This window comes from [Phormidium] sp. LEGE 05292 (assembly GCF_015207735.1).
In the GTDB taxonomy this organism is placed as follows: Bacteria; Cyanobacteriota; Cyanobacteriia; order Cyanobacteriales; family Aerosakkonemataceae; genus Floridanema.
This window is the reverse complement of the sequence record NZ_JADEWG010000032.1, coordinates 1-17,200: the sequence shown is the minus strand read 5'-3', so window position 1 is coordinate 17,200 and position 17,200 is coordinate 1. Positions and strand designations below refer to the sequence as shown.

Sequence of the window (17,200 nt, the reverse complement as noted above, 5' to 3'; positions counted from 1 at the left end):
TGCAAGACCTCAGTTAAAACTCATTGAATCAAGAGTCCCGACTTCTTTAAAAAGCCGGGACTCTTGATATTAAGACTGCAATTGTCCTGTCTGAATCCCTACTTGTTGAGTTTGATTACCACGCTGTATGGTTAATTTGAGGGTTTGACCAATGCGAGAGTTTTCCACTATATTTTGCAAAACAGTTGCATTAGTAACAGGTCGATCGTCAATTTCTACAATCACATCTCCGCGACGTAAACCACTTTGAGCCGCAGGAGTATTAGGCAAAATACCCATGACTAATACTCCTGAAATTTCTGGTACTGTGATGGGAGAATTGGGATCGTTGTTGTTTTCTTTGGCTAATTCAGGTGTTAATGTCACCATTTGAATGCCAATGTAAGGATGAGCAACTGTTTCTCCTCTGGCTAATTGAGCACTAATTTGTTTGGCTTTATCGATCGGAATCGCAAAACCAATTCCCATTGCTCCAGCACGAATTGCTGTATTAATTCCGATTACTTCTCCTGAACCATTTAATAGTGGGCCACCCGAATTACCTGGATTAATAGCAGCATCAGTTTGTATAAAATCAAGTCGTTTATCAGGAACTCCGACTTCTACGGAAGGTCGTTTCAAAGTGCTGACAATGCCAAGGGTAACTGTGTTATCTAATCCTAGTGGATTACCAACTGCGATCGCCCAATCTCCTACCTGTACAGTAGAAGAATCTCCTAACGGTGCCACAGGTAAAATTTTGCCTTTGGGGTCAATTTTTACCACCGCTAAATCAGTTACTTCATCAACTCCCTGCACTTTACCCGCAAAAGTGCGTCCATCTTTCAATGTCACCGTGACCTTATCTGCTTGGTCAACTACATGAGCATTGGTGAGAATAACACCATTTTTATCGATAATAAAACCGCTACCTTGACCTTTCATTAGTCCTTGTTGTGGGCCTCTTGGCATGGAAAATTCATCACCAAAAAAACGCCGGAAAAATGGATCGTCAAAAAATGGATCGACAGTGCGAGTGATGGTACGTTCGGTATCAATTCTTACTACTGCTGACCCAACACGATTAACTGCTGCGGTGACAAAACTGCTGTTCCGTTGCAAGGAATCGATGCTTGCCTTTTGGGTAACTTCTGTAGTTGATGAATTGGGTAATGTAGGTAGAGACGTTGTATACAACGTCCCTACTTGATTTTGAGCAATTGCCGCCAAAGGTAATACTGCCATTGCACTCCAAGAAATAGCTACTCCCAAGAGAGTGACAAGAGTATATTTGATCGATCGATTGAGAAAGGAAAGAATCTTTGTCATTGGCATAATGTTGATTTTTTAACTACACTGTGCTATTTGAAAGCTTCAGTATTTGCAGCGCAAAGTTTCCATAACTATTTTAGAACTTATACCTTTTGGCTCTCTCGTACATAAAGCGATCGGTAAACCTGATGAATTAATGAAGTGTTAGAGTTAATCAATCAATCCTAGTCCCTATTCCCCAGTCCATAGTCCCTAAAATCAGAGTTTTCCACCAGCAGAACAAAAGAGCCAGTTTTGGATAGGATAACTATTAAACTGGAATTACAGACAAAGATAAAAATTTTTGGTGCCTACGGCAAAATCTCTGTTAATTATTTATTTAGAGTCCCTGGAGGCTCTGGTATGGTTCAATTTCATATTCAGCCTGATAGTGAAATTCCGGCTTCTACCCAACTATTTAATCAGATTAGGTTCGCGATCGCATCCCGGCAATTTCCCCCCGGACATCGCCTTCCCAGCACCAGAGCACTAGCAATGCAAACGGGTTTACACCGCAACACTATTAGCAAAGTCTATCGTCATTTAGAAGAGATTGGATTAGTTGACTCCCAAGCTGGGTCAGGAATTTATGTTCGCGCTCAAGGGCACGAAGGCGGAACCAAAATTAAATCCCCGATCCTAGAACAATATCCCGATGCTAGTAAAATTGTCCAAGAAAGTTTAGATCAACTTTTAGCACAAGGTTGTAATCTCAGCCAAGCTAGGGAGTTATTCTTGGGAGAAATTGACTGGCGATTACGTTGTAGCGCCCGTGTTCTTGTCACCGCCCCAAGTTTTGATATTGGAGTTGGCGAATTAATGGCACAGGAATTAGAACAAGCTTTGGGAATTCCCGTGCAATTAGTGCCATTAGAACAACTAGCGAAATCTTTAGAACAAACACATTCTGGTACAGTTGTTACTAGCCGCTATTTTATTGGTGAAGCAGAAGCGATCGTTGCGCCAAAAGCTGTGCGAGTAATTCCGATCGATATCTACGATTACAGCAAAGAAATTCAAATTGTCAGTACTTTACCAAAAGATAGTTGTTTAGGTTTAGTTAGTCTCAGTTCTGGTATTCTCCGAGCCTCGGAAGTAATTATTCACAGTTTACGCGGTGAAGATTTATTAGTAATGACAGCCCAAAAAGGAGATAATTATAAACTTAATGCTCTCGTTCGCAGCGCCAGAGTTATTATTAGCGATCAAGCTAGTTTTGCTACGGTTAAAGCTGTTGTGGCAGAAGCACGAGATGATTTAATTCGTCCACCCCAATTAGTTTGTTGTGAAAACTATATTGGCATTAATTCCATTAACTTACTCAAGCGAGAATTAGGTTTAGGGTAAAAAAACATGAGCGAAAACATTCAACCGCAGACTAGTCTTGAGGATTTCTTCAAACTTCCCGAAACTAATCCTGTATCAGAATTTATCAAAGGAGAAATCATTCAGAAACCAATTCGACAAGCCGAACATAGCCTACTTCAGTTGGAAATTTGTGAAGCAATTAATCGAGTAGCCAAAACCCAGAAAATTGCTATAGCATTTCCTGAATTACGCTGCACTTTTGGGGGTGAATCGATCGTTCCTGATGTTTCCGTATTCCGGCGGGAAAGAATTCCTCTTCAATCATCTGGGAGAATTGCTCAACGGTTTGAAATTTATCCTGATTGGGCGATCGAAATTCTTTCTCCTGAACAGAAACAAATCTTTGTGCTAAAAAAATTATTGCATTATTCTCAAAACGGCACAGACTTAGGTTGGTTGATAGACTCAGAAACAGAAAGTATTCTCGCCATATTTCCTGGACAGCAAGTGGAAATTTTTCAAGGTGCGACTCAGTTACCTGTAATTTCTGGAATTCCCTTAGAACTAACAGCCAAACAAATTTTTAATTGGTTAACTTTAAGTTAAAGTTAAATCAAATTGAGGAGCATCATAATAATGATTAAGCCGTTACTTCTTCAGCAATTCCTAAAAACTTTCTCACCTTTTGCAAATAAGTTTCCCTATCTTCTAACATCGGAAAATGAGCAGTTTTCGGAATTAAAACATACTCAACCCGATCGCTTAAATTTGCTGCTTGTCGTCCCATTTCTGCGGGAATAATTTGGTCAAATTCACCCGAAACTAACAAAGTTGGCACTGTTAATTTAGCAAATTCTTGCGGCATTACTTCCGACGCTTCCTTACTCACAGAAGTAAAAATAGTTCCTAAAGCCGCCTCATAATCTGCGGTGAGAAAATCTTCTAAAAAAGCTCGACTAATCGACGTTGCTAAGGGACGATATAAAAATCGCTTCATGAAAAGTTTATCCACAAAAGGAATTTTTCCTAACCAGCGGGGACGAACTTTCACTACATAACCACCAAATTTATGAAAAGCAGCAAAAGCTTTTTCGTCATACTCAAAAATGCCGCTACAAGTTAAAATTGCCCTTTCCACGCGCTGGGGATACAAATTTAAAAACAGCGTAGCTACCGAAGCCCCCATTGAGTGAGCATTAAGGTAAACTTTTTCTAATTGAAAAGCATCTAATAATGCAGCTAAATCTTCCGCATATTCTTCTAATTCATAAGTCAAAGTAGCTGCATCTTCTACTTGCAATAAAGGCAACCGGGAACGACCAAAACCACGCAAATCATAAAGCAAACAATCAAAATCATCTACTAAAGCTTGCGCCGTACTTTCCCAATATCTACCAGAACCCGCCCAACCGTGAACAAAAACCATTACTGGTTTTGTTTTACCAGTTTCACTGCGAATCCATTCGTAAAAATGCTCGACACCACGAATTTCAATTAATGGCATTGGTCATCTGTAATCATTAGTCATTAATTAATGGTCATTCGTTTTCACTAAATAGGTAGTTATGTAGATTGAATTTGTTCCTACCAACTACCCACTACCAACGACCATTTTACGCTGATTCTGGTTTTGGTAAAGAGGAAGGATGTAACAAGAGTTCGGCAGTAGAGCGTTTTTCTACCATTTCCTTGGTTATCATGCAGCGAGTGACATCTTTCCGGGAAGGTAATTCGTACATGACATCCAGCATAATCTCTTCGACGATTCCTCGTAATGCTCTGGCACCAGTTTTGCGACGATAAGCTTCTTGCGCGATCGCTCTCACCGCATCTGGTTTAAACTCTAATTGGACATTATCCATCTTCAGCAGTTTTTGGTACTGCTTCACTAAAGCATTCCGAGGCTCAGTTAAAATTACCGTCAAGCTTTCCTCATCCAACGGCTCAACCATTCCCACCACAGGCACCCGACCGATAAACTCTGGAATCATGCCAAACTTCACCAAATCATCCGGTTCCAAATGCTTCAAAAGATCAGCCGTTCTCTTTTCCCTTGGTTTACTAATCTCCGCTCCATTAAGGTCAACCTCAAATCCCATAAAGCTGCGTTTACCAATGCGTTGTTCGATAATCTTTTCTAAACCAACGAACGCACCACCGCAGATAAACAGGATATTGCTGGTATCGAGTTGGATACAGTCTTGGTAGGGGTGTTTGCGTCCACCTTGGGGCGGAACATTAGCTACCGTTCCTTCCAGCATTTTCAGTAAAGCTTGTTGTACCCCTTCCCCAGAAACATCTCTAGTAATCGAAGGGTTTTCGCTCTTGCGGGCAATCTTGTCAATTTCATCGATGTAGATAATCCCTCTTTGGGCTTCTTCCACATCAAAATCTGCCACCTGAAGCAACCGGAGTAAGATATTTTCCACATCTTCCCCAACGTAACCCGCTTCTGTCAGAGTTGTCGCATCTGCTACCGCAAATGGCACATCAAGCATGGTTGCTAGGGTTTGCGCCAACAATGTTTTACCACAGCCAGTTGGCCCCATCAACAAAATGTTTGATTTTTGTAATTCTACAGTGTCGTCTGGGCTGACTTTACCGCTGTTTTTCGACTGAATAAAGCTGAGACGCTTGTAATGGTTATAGACAGCTACCGATAGCACTTTCTTAGCTTCATTCTGACCGATTACATATTCATCTAAATACTTCTTAATTTCTCTGGGTTTGGGAATTTGATGCAAGGAAAGTTGAGCCGAGCGGGAACGCCGCTTCTGTGGTTGTTCTTGCCTGTTGGTTGGTTGAGGAGTTGCAGGATTTGTATCCAACAACTCCTCTTCCAATATTTCGTTACACAGGTCAACACATTCATCACAGATATAGACTCCCGGCCCAGCAATCAGTTTGCGTACTTGCTCCTGAGACTTGCCACAAAAGGAACATTTTAAATGGGAGTCGTATTTAGACATAACTGCCTCTTATTTGAGTGTGGTAACGGCGTTCCCCGACAGGGGGATGTTTTGTTTGGTAATTACCTGATCGATCAGACCGTAGTCTTTAGCTTCAGCTGCTGACATGAAGAAATCGCGATCGGTATCTACTTCTACTTTATCTAGAGGTTGCCCCGTATGATAGGCCAATAACTCATTTAGTTTACGTTTATGATAAAGAATTTCTTTGGCCTGAATCTCAATGTCCACTGCTTGACCTTGGGCACCACCCAATGGCTGGTGAATCATAATCCGCGAGTTAGGCAGAGACATTCGTTTACCACGAGTTCCCGCAGTGAGCAAAAACGCTCCCATACTAGCGGCTAAGCCATAACATATAGTGACTATATCGGGGCGAATCTGCTGCATAGTATCGTAGATTGCCATCCCTGCTGTCACTGAACCTCCTGGAGAGTTGATATACAGTTGAATGTCTTTTTCTGGGTCTTCAGCATCCAAGAATAGCAATTGAGCTACTAAGGAGTCTGCTACATCATCGTCAACTTGTGTACCCAGAAACACTATTCTTTCCCGCAACAGACGGGAGTAGATATCATAAGCCCTCTCCCCCATGCCAGTTTGTTCTACTACCATTGGGAGCATATTCTTTGGGCTGTGGTGGGGAATTTCCATAAGGTGCAAGCTGGAAAACGACGAGTAGATGGGATAGTCTGATGAAACCATAAAAAGATGATTTATGGGTGAGGGCTAGCAATGAGTTTTGTTAACTTAGATTGCTAAGTGAATAAGTATCTATATCCGTTATATCGAATAACACTAATTTTTGGCTATTTCATTACAGTTTTTCTTTTCCATTGCTCTACCTCTAGTACCAGAAGGCTCCCAGGCTTCAAGGAGAGAATGTTTGGACAAAGCTTGTTTTCTTGTTTTTAACTGTATAGTTCTTTCTGCCACGCTGCTTTAGTTAAGTTAGGTAAAAATATCTGCAAGACTTATCAAATTTTTGCTGATTTTCAATATTAATTTTAAGGTATTGGTCAACTCAGGACGATCGGCGATCGATCCAAACTTTAATTAATTTTAATTAAGATCAATTGACTAGTGATAATTATACTCAAAGAATCTAATAACTCAAGTTGCTAGTTATGAGCTTAAGTGTTTTAGATTCCATATTTGTAACTAGCAACTTGCGTTAATAAATTATGTATTCCCTCTAGTGCAGCACGGCAGAAATGATTGAGCAGATGAAAACAGCTAGAAAGCTGAATATAAAAACCTTCTTCCCTTCTGCCTTCTGCCTTCTTGCACTAGTACCCATGCAGTGCATTAATTATTCCGCAGTGCTGGATGTTGATTCTGAGGTAGCTTCTGTTGTTGACTCGGTTACTTCTGGAGTATCTATTGTTTCCGTTGCTGACTCAGTTGCTTCTGTAGTGCTGGCTTTCAATGTACCTTCCGGTACTAGCTCAAGATTAGAATGTTCTGTCAACCAGGTAATAATTTTATCTTTCAGTAAGTCTTCTTCAACAAATTCTCGGAGTCTTTCTGGATCGATATTATCGTCAGCAAACTCTTTGGTTAACTCTTGAATTTTGGCTTCAATAGCAGCAGGTTCTAGCTGAATAGATTCTAGTTTTGCTACTTCTTTGAGAGCTAAAGAACGCTTCAAACGATCGATCGCATCACCACGCGATGCTTGTCGCATTTGCGTCACCATATCCTGAGTAAACAGTTTTTTGACATCAACTCCTTGATTACTCAGCCGAATCGCCGTCTGAGTCAGCATAGCATCAACTTCCTGCTGAATCAGCGTTTCTGGCAAATCTACTTCTACCTGCTTTTGCAGTTCTTTGAGAATAGCTTCCGTTTTGTTAGCATCTGTTTTACTTTGCGCTGTCTCTTGAAACCGCTTTTCCAAACTTTCTCTTAACTCTGCCAAAGTTTGAAACTCACTGATTTCTTGAGCAAAGTCATCATTAAGTTCCCGTAACTCTTTCTCTTTCAGTTCTTTGAGGGTAATCGTAAAGACAGCTGGCTTACCTGCTAAATCTTGTTGTGGATAATCTTGGGGAAATGTTACCGAAATCTCTTTGGTTTCTCCAGGATTCATCCCCTCAATGCCATCGACAAAACCTTCAATAAACCTTCCTTCAGCTAGTTCTACTTGAAAGTCCTCAGCTTCACCACCAGGAATCGGAGTTTCTTCGCCGCCCTCCTCTTCACTCACTATCCGACCTTTAAAATCTACTACAGCTACATCTCCTTTTTGGGCGACTCTACCTTCTACAGGAATTAGAGTAGCATTTTCCTTTTGGCGTTCTGCCAAAAATCGATCGACTTGCTCTGGGTCATACTTGACTTCTTCAGCCTTAACATCTAAACCAGTATATTGGTTGAGTTTAACCTCCGGTGGCACATCCACCTTCACAGATATTGTTAAAGCTTCTCCTGGGTTAAAATTTTGCACTAATTCCTCTTGGGAAGTATTGAGATAAAATTCCCCAATGGCATTAATGTTCTCTTGCTTGACAGCTTGTTGTACACCATCGCGAATCACATCTTCCAAAGCAGCTGCTTTGAGTCGCGCTGTACCAAAGCGTTGCATAAGTATTTGGCGGGGTACTTTGCCTTTGCGAAACCCAGGGATGTTGGCAGTACGAGCTAAGTCTTGTATAACCTGCTCGTAAGCTTTTTTGGACATTTCAGGGGGAATTTCTATTTCCAGACCTATCTGGCTAGCGGGAAGCTTTTCCTGGGTAACTTTCATGAATTTTCCGGTTCCGAATAACTGACATTTAGTGTTTTCTTGCTAAAACAGGGGCTAGGACTTGATTTTTTCAACAATGCTTGCCCTTGCTTTTCCAGCAACCGCCTGTTAGCTTAAACTTAGCCTCTTATTGCAGGCTATATTGCTCTCAACTTTTGGACTACTCCCGATCGGAGGTCTTACACCGTGATATGCTGGTGCAAGTAAGCAGCATATCTGGATATTTGCCAAACTAGATGAGCATAAGTCTGTTCTGACTTGGGCCTCAAGCGTGAGGAGGTGCTTTTCTGTTTTGGGTTCGTATCTGATGATAGTACATATAGCATACTCATTTGTTGCTAAATCCCAGGTTAATCTTTAATCAATAAGTCAAAAATTTTGTAAAATTTGCATTATTTTAGTGTATATGTTTTTAAATTACAGAATACTAAACGATATATTTATCGATCGCATTCAAGAACTAAAGCAATTTAGTGACTCACACAGCCAATAGGTTAAGAGTCTGTAACTAACCCTAGTTAAAGTGAACAGTAAAATTCCTGAAACCCAAAACCTGTATAACTGTAGAAAAAGTCACAAGTAAAACTTATACTTAACGAAATCTCAACCTTTTAGCATCAATGTGGAGGAATGTACTTTGTCAAAAACCTATCGAGTAGCAATTTTAGGCGCAACAGGAGCAGTTGGTACCGAGTTTCTAGAATTGTTGGCAAGCCGTCAGTTTCCCCTGGCTGATTTAAAATTATTGGCTTCCCCCCGTTCAGCCGGAAAGACTATCCAGTTTGCTGGAGAAAATCTACCAGTGGAAGCAGTAAGCGAAGATGCTTTGAAAAACGTGGATATAGTCTTAGCATCAGCTGGGGCTTCTACTTCAAGAGTTTGGGCAGATAAAGCAGTGGCAGCTGGGGCAGTAGTAATTGATAATTCCAGCGCCTTTCGCATGGAACCTACCGTACCTTTGGTAGTACCAGAAGTTAATCCTCAAGCAGCATTTACTCACAAAGGAATTATTGCCAATCCCAACTGCACGACGATTTTAATGGCAGTGGCAGTTTGGCCTTTACACCAAGTAGAACCAGTGCAACGCATAGTAGCATCAACATACCAATCTGCTAGCGGTGCAGGTGCTAGGGCAATGGAAGAAATGAAGGAACAAGCCCAAGCAATTTTACAGGGTGAACAGGCAAAAACAGAAATTTTCCCCTATCCTTTAGCGTTTAATTTGTTCCCACATAACTCCAAGTTGAATGAATTGGGGTATTGTGAAGAAGAAATGAAAATGGTTAATGAAACTAGGAAAATTTTTGCTAATCCAGAAATGCGAATTACGGCAACTTGTATTCGGGTTCCCGTACTTCGGGCGCATTCAGAAGCGATTAACCTAGAATTTGCTAGACCTTTTCCAGTGGCAAAAGCCAGGGAAATCCTCAGTCAGTCGCCAGGGGTTAAACTGGTGGAAGATTGGCAAGCTAATTATTTCCCGATGCCAATGGAAGCAAGCGGTAAAGATGATGTTTTAGTAGGTCGGATTCGTCAGGATATTTCTAATCCTAATGGTTTAGAACTGTGGCTTAGTGGAGACCAAATTCGTAAAGGCGCAGCTTTGAATGCTGTACAAATTGCCGAATTATTGGTGAAGGAAAATGCCCCTTCAACTCCAGAATTAGCTATTTCTGGCAAACACTAAAAATATAATTAGGCAGAGAATTAATAGGAGAAAAAAGAGTGTGGGAAAGTTTGGCAGGGTAATAACCGCTTTAGTGACACCATTTAAGGAAGATGGCAGTGTAAATTATGCGGTTGCAGAGCAACTAGCAGGACATTTGGCGGAAAATGGTACAGATGCCTTTGTGGTTTGTGGAACTACGGGTGAGTCTCCGACGTTGACATTTGATGAGGAGTTTGAGTTATTTCAGGTAGTGCAGAAGGCGGTAGCTGGAAAAGCGAAAATTATTGCCGGAACAGGTTCTAATTCCACGAAAGATGCGATCGCTTCCACCCAAAAAGTCGCTAAACTAGGAATAGATGGTTCTTTGCAAGTGGTTCCTTACTATAACAAGCCACCCCAAGAAGGACTTTACCAGCATTTTCAGGCGATCGCTCAAAGTTCTCCCGATCTGCCAATAATGCTTTACAATATACCCGGTCGCACTGGGCAAAACTTGGCATCAGAAACCGTAGCTCGTTTGGCTGAAATTCCTAATATTGTCGCCATTAAAGAAGCCAGCGGTAATATGGATCAAGCTAGTCAAATTCGCCAACTTACCCCACCAGAATTTGAGATTTACTCTGGAGATGATTCCCTAACATTGCCCTTGTTAGCAGTTGGTGGAACAGGAGTAGTTAGCGTTGCTAGCCATTTAGTAGGCAATGAAATTCAACAAATGCTGCAAGCCTTTGAAGTAGGTAAAACTTCCGAAGCATTAAAAGTACACTTACAACTTTTTCCCTTGTTTAAGTCTCTATTTATCACCACAAATCCAATTCTTGTAAAAACAGCTTTAAAATTAAAAGGTTGGGATGTTGGGAGCGTTCGCCCACCGCTTTGTGAACCATCAAATGACGAAATTAACAGATTAAAAATTGCCTTAGAAAAACTTTCGTTACTTTAACAGGAATGACTAAGCCAAATTTTTGACAATTGAATACTTATTTCCGTAAAACTCTGGACAGTTAAACAACCATTCATGGCTAACAGGTAAAGCGAATTGGTCAATTTTTAAGCGTTAGATTGAGGATTCAATCTCGGATTAAATTAGCCAATTACTAATTACCGCATATAGCAAAACCAAATTTCTTGTTACTAAAATCAAAGGATGCAAATGACTAAAGATACAAATTCTCCAAAAGCACCCCAAACAGTAAAAATTATTCCTTTGGGGGGATTGCACGAAATCGGAAAAAATACCTGCATTTTTGAATACGATGATGAAATCATCCTTTTAGATGCTGGTTTAGCTTTTCCCACAGATGGAATGCACGGGGTAAATATTGTTTTACCAGACACTACTTATCTGAAGGAAAATCGCCATAAAATTAAAGGCATGATCGTTACACACGGTCATGAAGACCACATTGGCGGTATTCCTTATCACCTGAAACAATTTGATATTCCGGTGATTTATGGCCCCCGTTTAGCAATGGCATTATTGCAGGGTAAACTTGAAGAAGCCGGAGTTTCTAAACAAACGGAATTGAGGACAGTATTACCTCGTGATATTGTTCGCATTGGTTCTCACTTTTTTGCGGAATTTATTCGCAATACTCACTCAATAGCTGATAGTTTTACAGTTGCTATTCATACCCCAGTGGGAGTAATTATCCACACAGGCGACTTTAAGATTGACCACACTCCAGTAGACGGAGAAAAGTTTGATTTTCAAAGATTAGCGGAACATGGGGAAAAAGGTGTTCTCTGTTTAGTGAGTGATTCAACTAACTCGGAAGTTCCCGGTCAAACACCTTCAGAAATGTCGGTTTATCCTAATTTAGACCGCATTTTTGGTCAAGCGCCGGGACGCATTATGCTGACAACTTTTGCTTCTTCAGTACACCGAGTCAATATTGTTTTGGAGTTAGCGAAAAAGCATAATCGGATTGTTTCGGTGTTGGGTAAATCGATGTTAAATGTGATTGCCCATGCGCGGAATTTAGGTTATATCAAATGTGAGGATAATTTACTCCAACCTTGGCACGTTGCGCGAAATTTACCCGACGATCAAGTTTTAATTCTGACTACTGGATCTCAAGGGGAACCATTAGCGGCGATGACTCGAATTGCGAATCAAGAACATCCTCATATTAAAATCCGTAAGGGTGACACAGTAGTATTTTCGGCTAATCCGATTCCGGGAAATACGATCGCAGTTGTCAATACGATCGACAAATTAATGATCCAAGGTGCTAATGTACTTTACGGCAGAGAAAAAGGCATTCACGTTTCTGGTCACGCTTGTCAAGAAGACCAAAAACTGATGTTAGCTTTAACTCGTCCGAAATTCTTTTTACCAGTTCACGGCGAACACCGGATGTTAGTCAAACATTCCCAAACTGCTCAAAGTATGGGGATTCCGGCGGAAAATATGGTAATTATCGACAATGGCGATATTGTCGAACTTTCCGAAGACAGTATTGCGATCGCAGGTAAAGTCCCATCTGGATTACAACTGGTAGATAGTGCTGGTGTAGTTCACGATAATGTTCTCAAAGAACGGCAGCAATTAGCCGAAGATGGTGTAGTTACCGTCGCCGCTGCTGTGGATTGGGATGGCAAACTAGTAGCTAAACCCGAAGTACATTTACGCGGGGTGGTGACAGCCGTTGAGCAAAGCTTACTGCAAAAATTGGTACAACAAACAATTGAAAACTTGTTGAGCGATCGCTGGCGCGAATTTGCCCGTAACTTTGATACTGGAGAAGTAGAAGTAGACTGGACTGGCTTGCAAGCTCAAATAGAACAAGCTATTGCTAGACTGCTGCGCCGCGAACTTCAAAGTCGTCCTCTGTTAGTCTTCCTGTTGCAAGCACCAGACGCACCCCCCGCGAAAGCTACAGGTCGTCGTCGTCGCGTCACCGCTAGGGTAGCTTCTTAAGAAACCAGAAAATTTTGCTAGGGGCAATTCTGGTTCCAGATATACTCCTTTTTGGGTATTCGCTAGTTAGTGATTGGTGGGTTTGGTAATTATACTTATTCACCAATCGCCTTTTTACAGCAGAAGGCAGAAGGAAAAAAAGCTTTGTAGGGGCGGGTTTTGTTGTGCATTTTTCTGTTATGATAAGCAAAGTTTTTTCTCACCCCGCCCCCACTGATTGACTCATTTCTGCTACGCTACAATAACAAATTGAGGGATTGAAAAGAATTGAGTACAATTACTCAAAATTATTTTTGTGGGTTGTCAACTCTTCTCTAATGCCGATATACTGAACCGGACTTTCATTCAAGTTAGTTAGTTCTACTGAAGCAAAACATCCTGATTTTAGGCACAATCAAATGGAGTTGTGTAAAGCGAAAGCTACAACTCATCCCTACGTTGGAGTTTTTAGGAATTCTAACCAGCCAAAAATCACTCAAATGGGAGTGGGATTCCCGTAAAACCATTTGAGATCATGTAGTCAACCACTAGAGGACTTTATGCACCTCTTTGGAAGCTAGGAGTTTATAAAAAATGAGTGTACCTCAGTCTACCATAGAAGACCGTCAGGTTACAAGCTGGATTTGGACAGATCCAAAAAATGTTACAGTTGGAAACATAAGCTCTAAGCAAAGTTCTAGAAAACGCTTTGACTTGCTACAACCGCTGCGCCTGATACTCGACAATATGGATGTTCGAGACCCAGAATTAGCTCATAGTTTGTGTGAAACGATTCCCGCCCAATGTCCTTTTGAACGCGATGTTAAGCTATTTGGTCGTACCTTGTTTCACATTCCGCCATTGTGTAAGTTGAATCCGCTTTATGAAGAAGTGTCTAGCTTACGCTTTCGTGCTTTGTGTTACTTAGCTGATGAATGTGGAGAAGATGTATCGCGCTATTGTTAATTATTCCGACTAAAAATGGGAATAAATATAATACGAGGAAAGAGAATTTTGGCTAAGGATGCGACTTGTTGAAGCAACTGAATCTAAAAACTCTGCTAATTTAAACATCGTGTTGCTGTAATAGCCAGATTATTAGGTGTCACCGTTTGAGTTTCTGCTTTCCTCTAGCTTCACACACAGAGTAGAAACAAGATATTTTAGCTTTTCGTTCCATCTAACTTAGCAACATTGGAGGATCGTTCAGTTGTCGGAATTAGCGATCGCCTAGCCATAAAATTTGGTTGCTGGTTAACTAAGTAAATTATTAACCAATCTAAGGCATAAAAATTAGCTAACCAGTAACTAATTTAGATACTTATCCTCGCTTTTAGCCCGCCTGGGAAAGGGCGGTTTTTTTTAGATATTAACAAAAAAGCTCTTCCTTGGTTTTGGGAATTGCTCAGGTAGAAAAGAAAGTAAATTAACTTTACAAAGCGTCAAATTTAGCCATGTTTGTTAACATATTTGGATTAGCCAAAATAAGTATAAGTCTTATGTGAAATGGCTTTTGCAGATTGAAGATCATATTTATAAGAGTATTGACACTAATTAAAGTAAAGTTTCTTTTCACGTACTTGATCTCTAATGGGAGGGCTGATAGTCTAACAATAGAAGCAAATAAAGCTTCCCTGGCAGATCAAACAGCCCAGTGTCAAGTTAGTTAAGTAAAGAAAGAGGAAAAAAGAGCTGTTTAATTCACGTCTGTCTCGTCCGAAAACAACACCCAACCGGAACATTGATATTTCCTAAGCTGGTTAACTGAGAGCAATGCAGCTAGCTTGTGAGCCGAGAGAATCGGTAAACTTTTAAAGCAATGCAACTCTAAATAGTATTACCAATTACAGGAAATCACTCGACTAGTAAGGCTTGGGTGTTGTTGTTTTAAGCAGTATTTTAGAGGCTAAAAGCGAGTTTGGCGGAAAAACTTTAAAATATAAGTCGGAAAACTTCGCTATTTGTATTAATTTAAGTGTTATGGCGATTATTGCGCTGAGAGCCTGGTATCTTCAGAAGTATGAGCCGTTAAAAGAACTGGAGAAACGTCCCCACGATTTGCGCCTCAGTAAGAATAGTTTGTTAAAGTCGGGGTTGCGGGCGGATTTTTTGGAAGATAGCCAAGAAGTAAAACGATCGCCTTGGTTTGAAAGATACTTGGACGGGGAAACTGTAGAATTTTACATTGAGGGTAGTGGCGGCTACGCCATTGCCAATATTGATTTATGCAGCCATGAGATATATTTCGCTAAACAATCGGTGATGGCTGATTTAGAACCGACAATCTTTCTGTGTTATCAAAAAGAATATGCTTCAGCGAGTGAAGCTTTACGGGAAGGATTGCAGAACACTGTGGAAAAGTTGAATGAGCGATCGCGTTTAACATTAAAACTGGTAGAATCACAGCGTCCCACAGATAGCCCGCTGCGGTTGAGTGAGATAATCATGCGGAAAATCCGCAAAAGTTTGTTGTTTATTGCTGATAGTACACCGATCGCTCGTCTGGAAGGTGAGGGAACGCCAGCACAATTAATTCCCAGTCCCAAAGTTTGCTTAGAACTGGGTTATGCACTGCAAAGCAAGCGTAGCGAACAGATTTTATTAGCCCATCAGGAACGACTGGAAATGAAAGGACAATTTCCCTTTGACTTGCCAAAATACCAAAGATTGTCGTTTAAAGATGCAAAAGAACTAGAGCAAATGCTGCCAAGTGCGATCGAAGCACTATTAGCAAGGTATAATTTGTTTTCTTAAGTGGTTAGATTGGGCAATTCTTGGAAATTTTGTCAGATCTTTGAGCAACTTTTGCCCATAATATGATTCCATACTGTAGAGAATAGCTTTCTATTATGCCCAGAACTCCTTCTGAATATGCAGTACACCTATTAATCGATGGTGGTCACAGGGAAGAGGTGCGTTTCCCGACAATTCAAGACTTTCAAAAGTGGTACAGCGGGGAACTGGTGCCGAAATCTGCCTCGAATGACTTTATTAACGTACCAATTAAAAACATTCAGGGAGAATACATGGTGGTACGACCATCCCGTATACTTGCGATTCGAGTAGAACCGATATTCACATCCAGTATTGACCGAGAACCTTGATTGATGATTAATACGCTAGGATCTTTCGCCCTCAGTTTGAGCATGGTGTTTGCTCAAATCCCAAGTCCGACGATGCTTACCCCTAACAGTAGCTTACCTCTGCAAAAAATTAGGGCTGTACCGGAGCAACAATTAGGTTTAGACGATCGTTTGTGGGGTAGTCCAGGTCAAAGGGGAGATAAACAAGCTTTAATAACCTCTATTGACAATAGCCTGCAATTTTTGCGATCGTCTAAAGCAGCAGCAATTTACGCCAAGTATCCCGTCCCAGGAATTACTTTAAATCGGGTGCGGCGTAGTTTGCTAAGGTTTCGCCAATTGGTAGTTAATTCCAATTCCCCAGAACAATTACAAGCAGCGGTAGATAGAGAATTTGTCTTTTACCAATCTGTTGGTCACGACCGAAGAGGAACGGTGACATTTACAGGCTACTATGAGCCAATCTATCAAGCTAGTTTGACCCCGGATGAAACTTACCGCTATCCCATTTACCGCCTACCACCTGATTTCCAGAGTTGGCGACATCCTCACCCAACTAGAGTGGAACTGGAAGGTAAAGACGGTTTACAGGGGTCTAGAGGGCGATTGCAAGGGTTAGAAATAGCTTGGTTGCGCGATCGCTTAGAGGCTTTTCTGATTCATATTCAAGGTTCTGCCCGTTTGCAATTACCCGATGGCAGAATCATGAGTGTTGGCTATGCAGGTAAAACTGAGCATCCTTACGTCAGTGTCGGTAGAGAACTGGCGAAAGATGGCAAATTACCGCTTTCAGGGTTATCTATGCCCGTAATGATCGATTATTTTCACCGTAATCCCCAAGAATTGAGCGTTTATATCCCCCGCTATAACCCGTTTGTGTTCTTCCGGGACAGTGGTGGTGCGCCAGCAACGGGCTACACTAACGTACCAGTGACGGCGGAAAGATCGATCGCTACCGATAAAAATTTAATGCCTCCCGGTGCTTTAGCCTTGATTCACACTTCCCTACCCTTTCCTGATGGCAGAGGTGGCATGGAGTTTCGCCAAGTCAGCCGCTTTGTTCTGGATCAAGATGCTGGAAGTGCAATTAAAGGCGCAGGTCGGGTGGATGTGTTTATGGGAACTGGTCAATTAGCTGGCGATCGAGCAGGCGTAATGAAGAGTAACGGGCAACTTTATTATTTGTTGCTCAAAGAGTGAAGGTGAATGGGGACTGGGGCAGGGGGGCAG

At 41.3% G+C, this 17,200-nt stretch carries 14 protein-coding genes; 9 read left to right on the top strand and 5 right to left on the bottom strand.

What is annotated here, in order from left to right:
- Nucleotides 1-69: 69 nt before the first annotated feature.
- Nucleotides 70-1,314, bottom strand: coding sequence for an HhoA/HhoB/HtrA family serine endopeptidase (locus tag IQ264_RS11705; protein WP_322744667.1), 1,245 nt, complete (start codon nucleotides 1,312-1,314; stop codon nucleotides 70-72).
- A gap of 339 nt (nucleotides 1,315-1,653) precedes the next feature.
- On the opposite strand from IQ264_RS11705, the gene IQ264_RS11700 reads away from it, so the two are divergent.
- Together IQ264_RS11700 and IQ264_RS11695 are read left to right on the top strand one after the other, a co-directional pair.
- Nucleotides 1,654-2,637 (top strand): GntR family transcriptional regulator, encoded by a 984-nt coding sequence (locus IQ264_RS11700; protein WP_193980956.1) that lies wholly within the window; start codon nucleotides 1,654-1,656, stop codon nucleotides 2,635-2,637.
- A 6-nt stretch (nucleotides 2,638-2,643) separates the two neighbouring features.
- Entirely contained in the window at nucleotides 2,644-3,204 is a 561-nt protein-coding gene (locus IQ264_RS11695; RefSeq protein WP_193980955.1) for a Uma2 family endonuclease, read from the top strand.
- 34 nt (nucleotides 3,205-3,238) lie between these two features.
- Here the strand turns inward: IQ264_RS11695 and IQ264_RS11690 are convergent, their stop codons facing one another.
- The 4 genes from IQ264_RS11690 to tig form a co-directional block, all read right to left on the bottom strand.
- Complete coding sequence (locus IQ264_RS11690) at nucleotides 3,239-4,102, bottom strand: alpha/beta fold hydrolase (RefSeq protein ID WP_193980954.1); 864 nt, start codon at nucleotides 4,100-4,102, stop codon at nucleotides 3,239-3,241.
- A 109-nt stretch (nucleotides 4,103-4,211) separates the two neighbouring features.
- The gene (gene clpX, locus IQ264_RS11685; protein ID WP_193980953.1) at nucleotides 4,212-5,567 is read right to left on the bottom strand and encodes an ATP-dependent protease ATP-binding subunit ClpX; all 1,356 of its coding nucleotides are present in this window, start codon (nucleotides 5,565-5,567) and stop codon (nucleotides 4,212-4,214) included.
- Nucleotides 5,568-5,576: 9 nt separating this feature from the next.
- The gene (gene clpP, locus IQ264_RS11680) at nucleotides 5,577-6,221 is read right to left on the bottom strand and encodes an ATP-dependent Clp endopeptidase proteolytic subunit ClpP (protein ID WP_265583030.1); all 645 of its coding nucleotides are present in this window, start codon (nucleotides 6,219-6,221) and stop codon (nucleotides 5,577-5,579) included.
- 658 nt (nucleotides 6,222-6,879) lie between these two features.
- Complete coding sequence (gene tig / locus IQ264_RS11675) at nucleotides 6,880-8,316, bottom strand: trigger factor (RefSeq protein ID WP_193980951.1); 1,437 nt, start codon at nucleotides 8,314-8,316, stop codon at nucleotides 6,880-6,882.
- Nucleotides 8,317-8,953: 637 nt separating this feature from the next.
- Here tig and IQ264_RS11670 point away from each other — a divergent pair.
- From IQ264_RS11670 to IQ264_RS11640, 7 genes are all read left to right on the top strand, one after another.
- Entirely contained in the window at nucleotides 8,954-10,003 is a 1,050-nt protein-coding gene (locus IQ264_RS11670) for an aspartate-semialdehyde dehydrogenase (protein ID WP_193980950.1), read from the top strand.
- 40 nt (nucleotides 10,004-10,043) lie between these two features.
- Nucleotides 10,044-10,928 (top strand): 4-hydroxy-tetrahydrodipicolinate synthase, encoded by an 885-nt coding sequence (gene dapA, locus IQ264_RS11665; protein WP_193980949.1) that lies wholly within the window; start codon nucleotides 10,044-10,046, stop codon nucleotides 10,926-10,928.
- Nucleotides 10,929-11,138: 210 nt separating this feature from the next.
- Entirely contained in the window at nucleotides 11,139-12,908 is a 1,770-nt protein-coding gene (locus IQ264_RS11660) for a ribonuclease J (RefSeq protein ID WP_193980948.1), read from the top strand.
- 573 nt (nucleotides 12,909-13,481) lie between these two features.
- The gene (locus IQ264_RS11655) at nucleotides 13,482-13,853 is read left to right on the top strand and encodes a Mo-dependent nitrogenase C-terminal domain-containing protein (protein WP_193980947.1); all 372 of its coding nucleotides are present in this window, start codon (nucleotides 13,482-13,484) and stop codon (nucleotides 13,851-13,853) included.
- Nucleotides 13,854-14,759: 906 nt separating this feature from the next.
- A complete protein-coding gene (locus tag IQ264_RS11650; protein ID WP_322744666.1) occupies nucleotides 14,760-15,641 on the top strand; it encodes a hypothetical protein in 882 nt (293 codons plus the stop codon).
- A 95-nt stretch (nucleotides 15,642-15,736) separates the two neighbouring features.
- Complete coding sequence (locus IQ264_RS11645) at nucleotides 15,737-15,991, top strand: hypothetical protein (protein WP_193980946.1); 255 nt, start codon at nucleotides 15,737-15,739, stop codon at nucleotides 15,989-15,991.
- A 3-nt stretch (nucleotides 15,992-15,994) separates the two neighbouring features.
- Nucleotides 15,995-17,170 carry a murein transglycosylase A gene (locus tag IQ264_RS11640; protein ID WP_193980945.1) on the top strand — a complete coding sequence of 392 codons (1,176 nt, stop codon included), beginning with the start codon at nucleotides 15,995-15,997 and terminating at the stop codon, nucleotides 17,168-17,170.
- Nucleotides 17,171-17,200: the final 30 nt, after the last annotated feature.

What these genes read in the sequence shown, in the direction of transcription:
- IQ264_RS11705 (WP_322744667.1), bottom strand. Translation starts at nt 1,314, where the DNA reads ATGCCAATGACAAAGATTCTTTCCTTTCTCAATCGATCGATCAAATAT.
- IQ264_RS11700 (WP_193980956.1), top strand. Translation starts at nt 1,654, where the DNA reads ATGGTTCAATTTCATATTCAGCCTGATAGTGAAATTCCGGCTTCTACC.
- IQ264_RS11695 (WP_193980955.1), top strand. Translation starts at nt 2,644, where the DNA reads ATGAGCGAAAACATTCAACCGCAGACTAGTCTTGAGGATTTCTTCAAA.
- IQ264_RS11690 (WP_193980954.1), bottom strand. Translation starts at nt 4,102, where the DNA reads ATGCCATTAATTGAAATTCGTGGTGTCGAGCATTTTTACGAATGGATT.
- clpX (WP_193980953.1), bottom strand. Translation starts at nt 5,567, where the DNA reads ATGTCTAAATACGACTCCCATTTAAAATGTTCCTTTTGTGGCAAGTCT.
- clpP (WP_265583030.1), bottom strand. Translation starts at nt 6,221, where the DNA reads ATGGAAATTCCCCACCACAGCCCAAAGAATATGCTCCCAATGGTAGTA.
- tig (WP_193980951.1), bottom strand. Translation starts at nt 8,316, where the DNA reads ATGAAAGTTACCCAGGAAAAGCTTCCCGCTAGCCAGATAGGTCTGGAA.
- IQ264_RS11660 (WP_193980948.1), top strand. Translation starts at nt 11,139, where the DNA reads ATGACTAAAGATACAAATTCTCCAAAAGCACCCCAAACAGTAAAAATT.
- IQ264_RS11655 (WP_193980947.1), top strand. Translation starts at nt 13,482, where the DNA reads ATGAGTGTACCTCAGTCTACCATAGAAGACCGTCAGGTTACAAGCTGG.
- IQ264_RS11645 (WP_193980946.1), top strand. Translation starts at nt 15,737, where the DNA reads ATGCCCAGAACTCCTTCTGAATATGCAGTACACCTATTAATCGATGGT.
- IQ264_RS11640 (WP_193980945.1), top strand. Translation starts at nt 15,995, where the DNA reads ATGATTAATACGCTAGGATCTTTCGCCCTCAGTTTGAGCATGGTGTTT.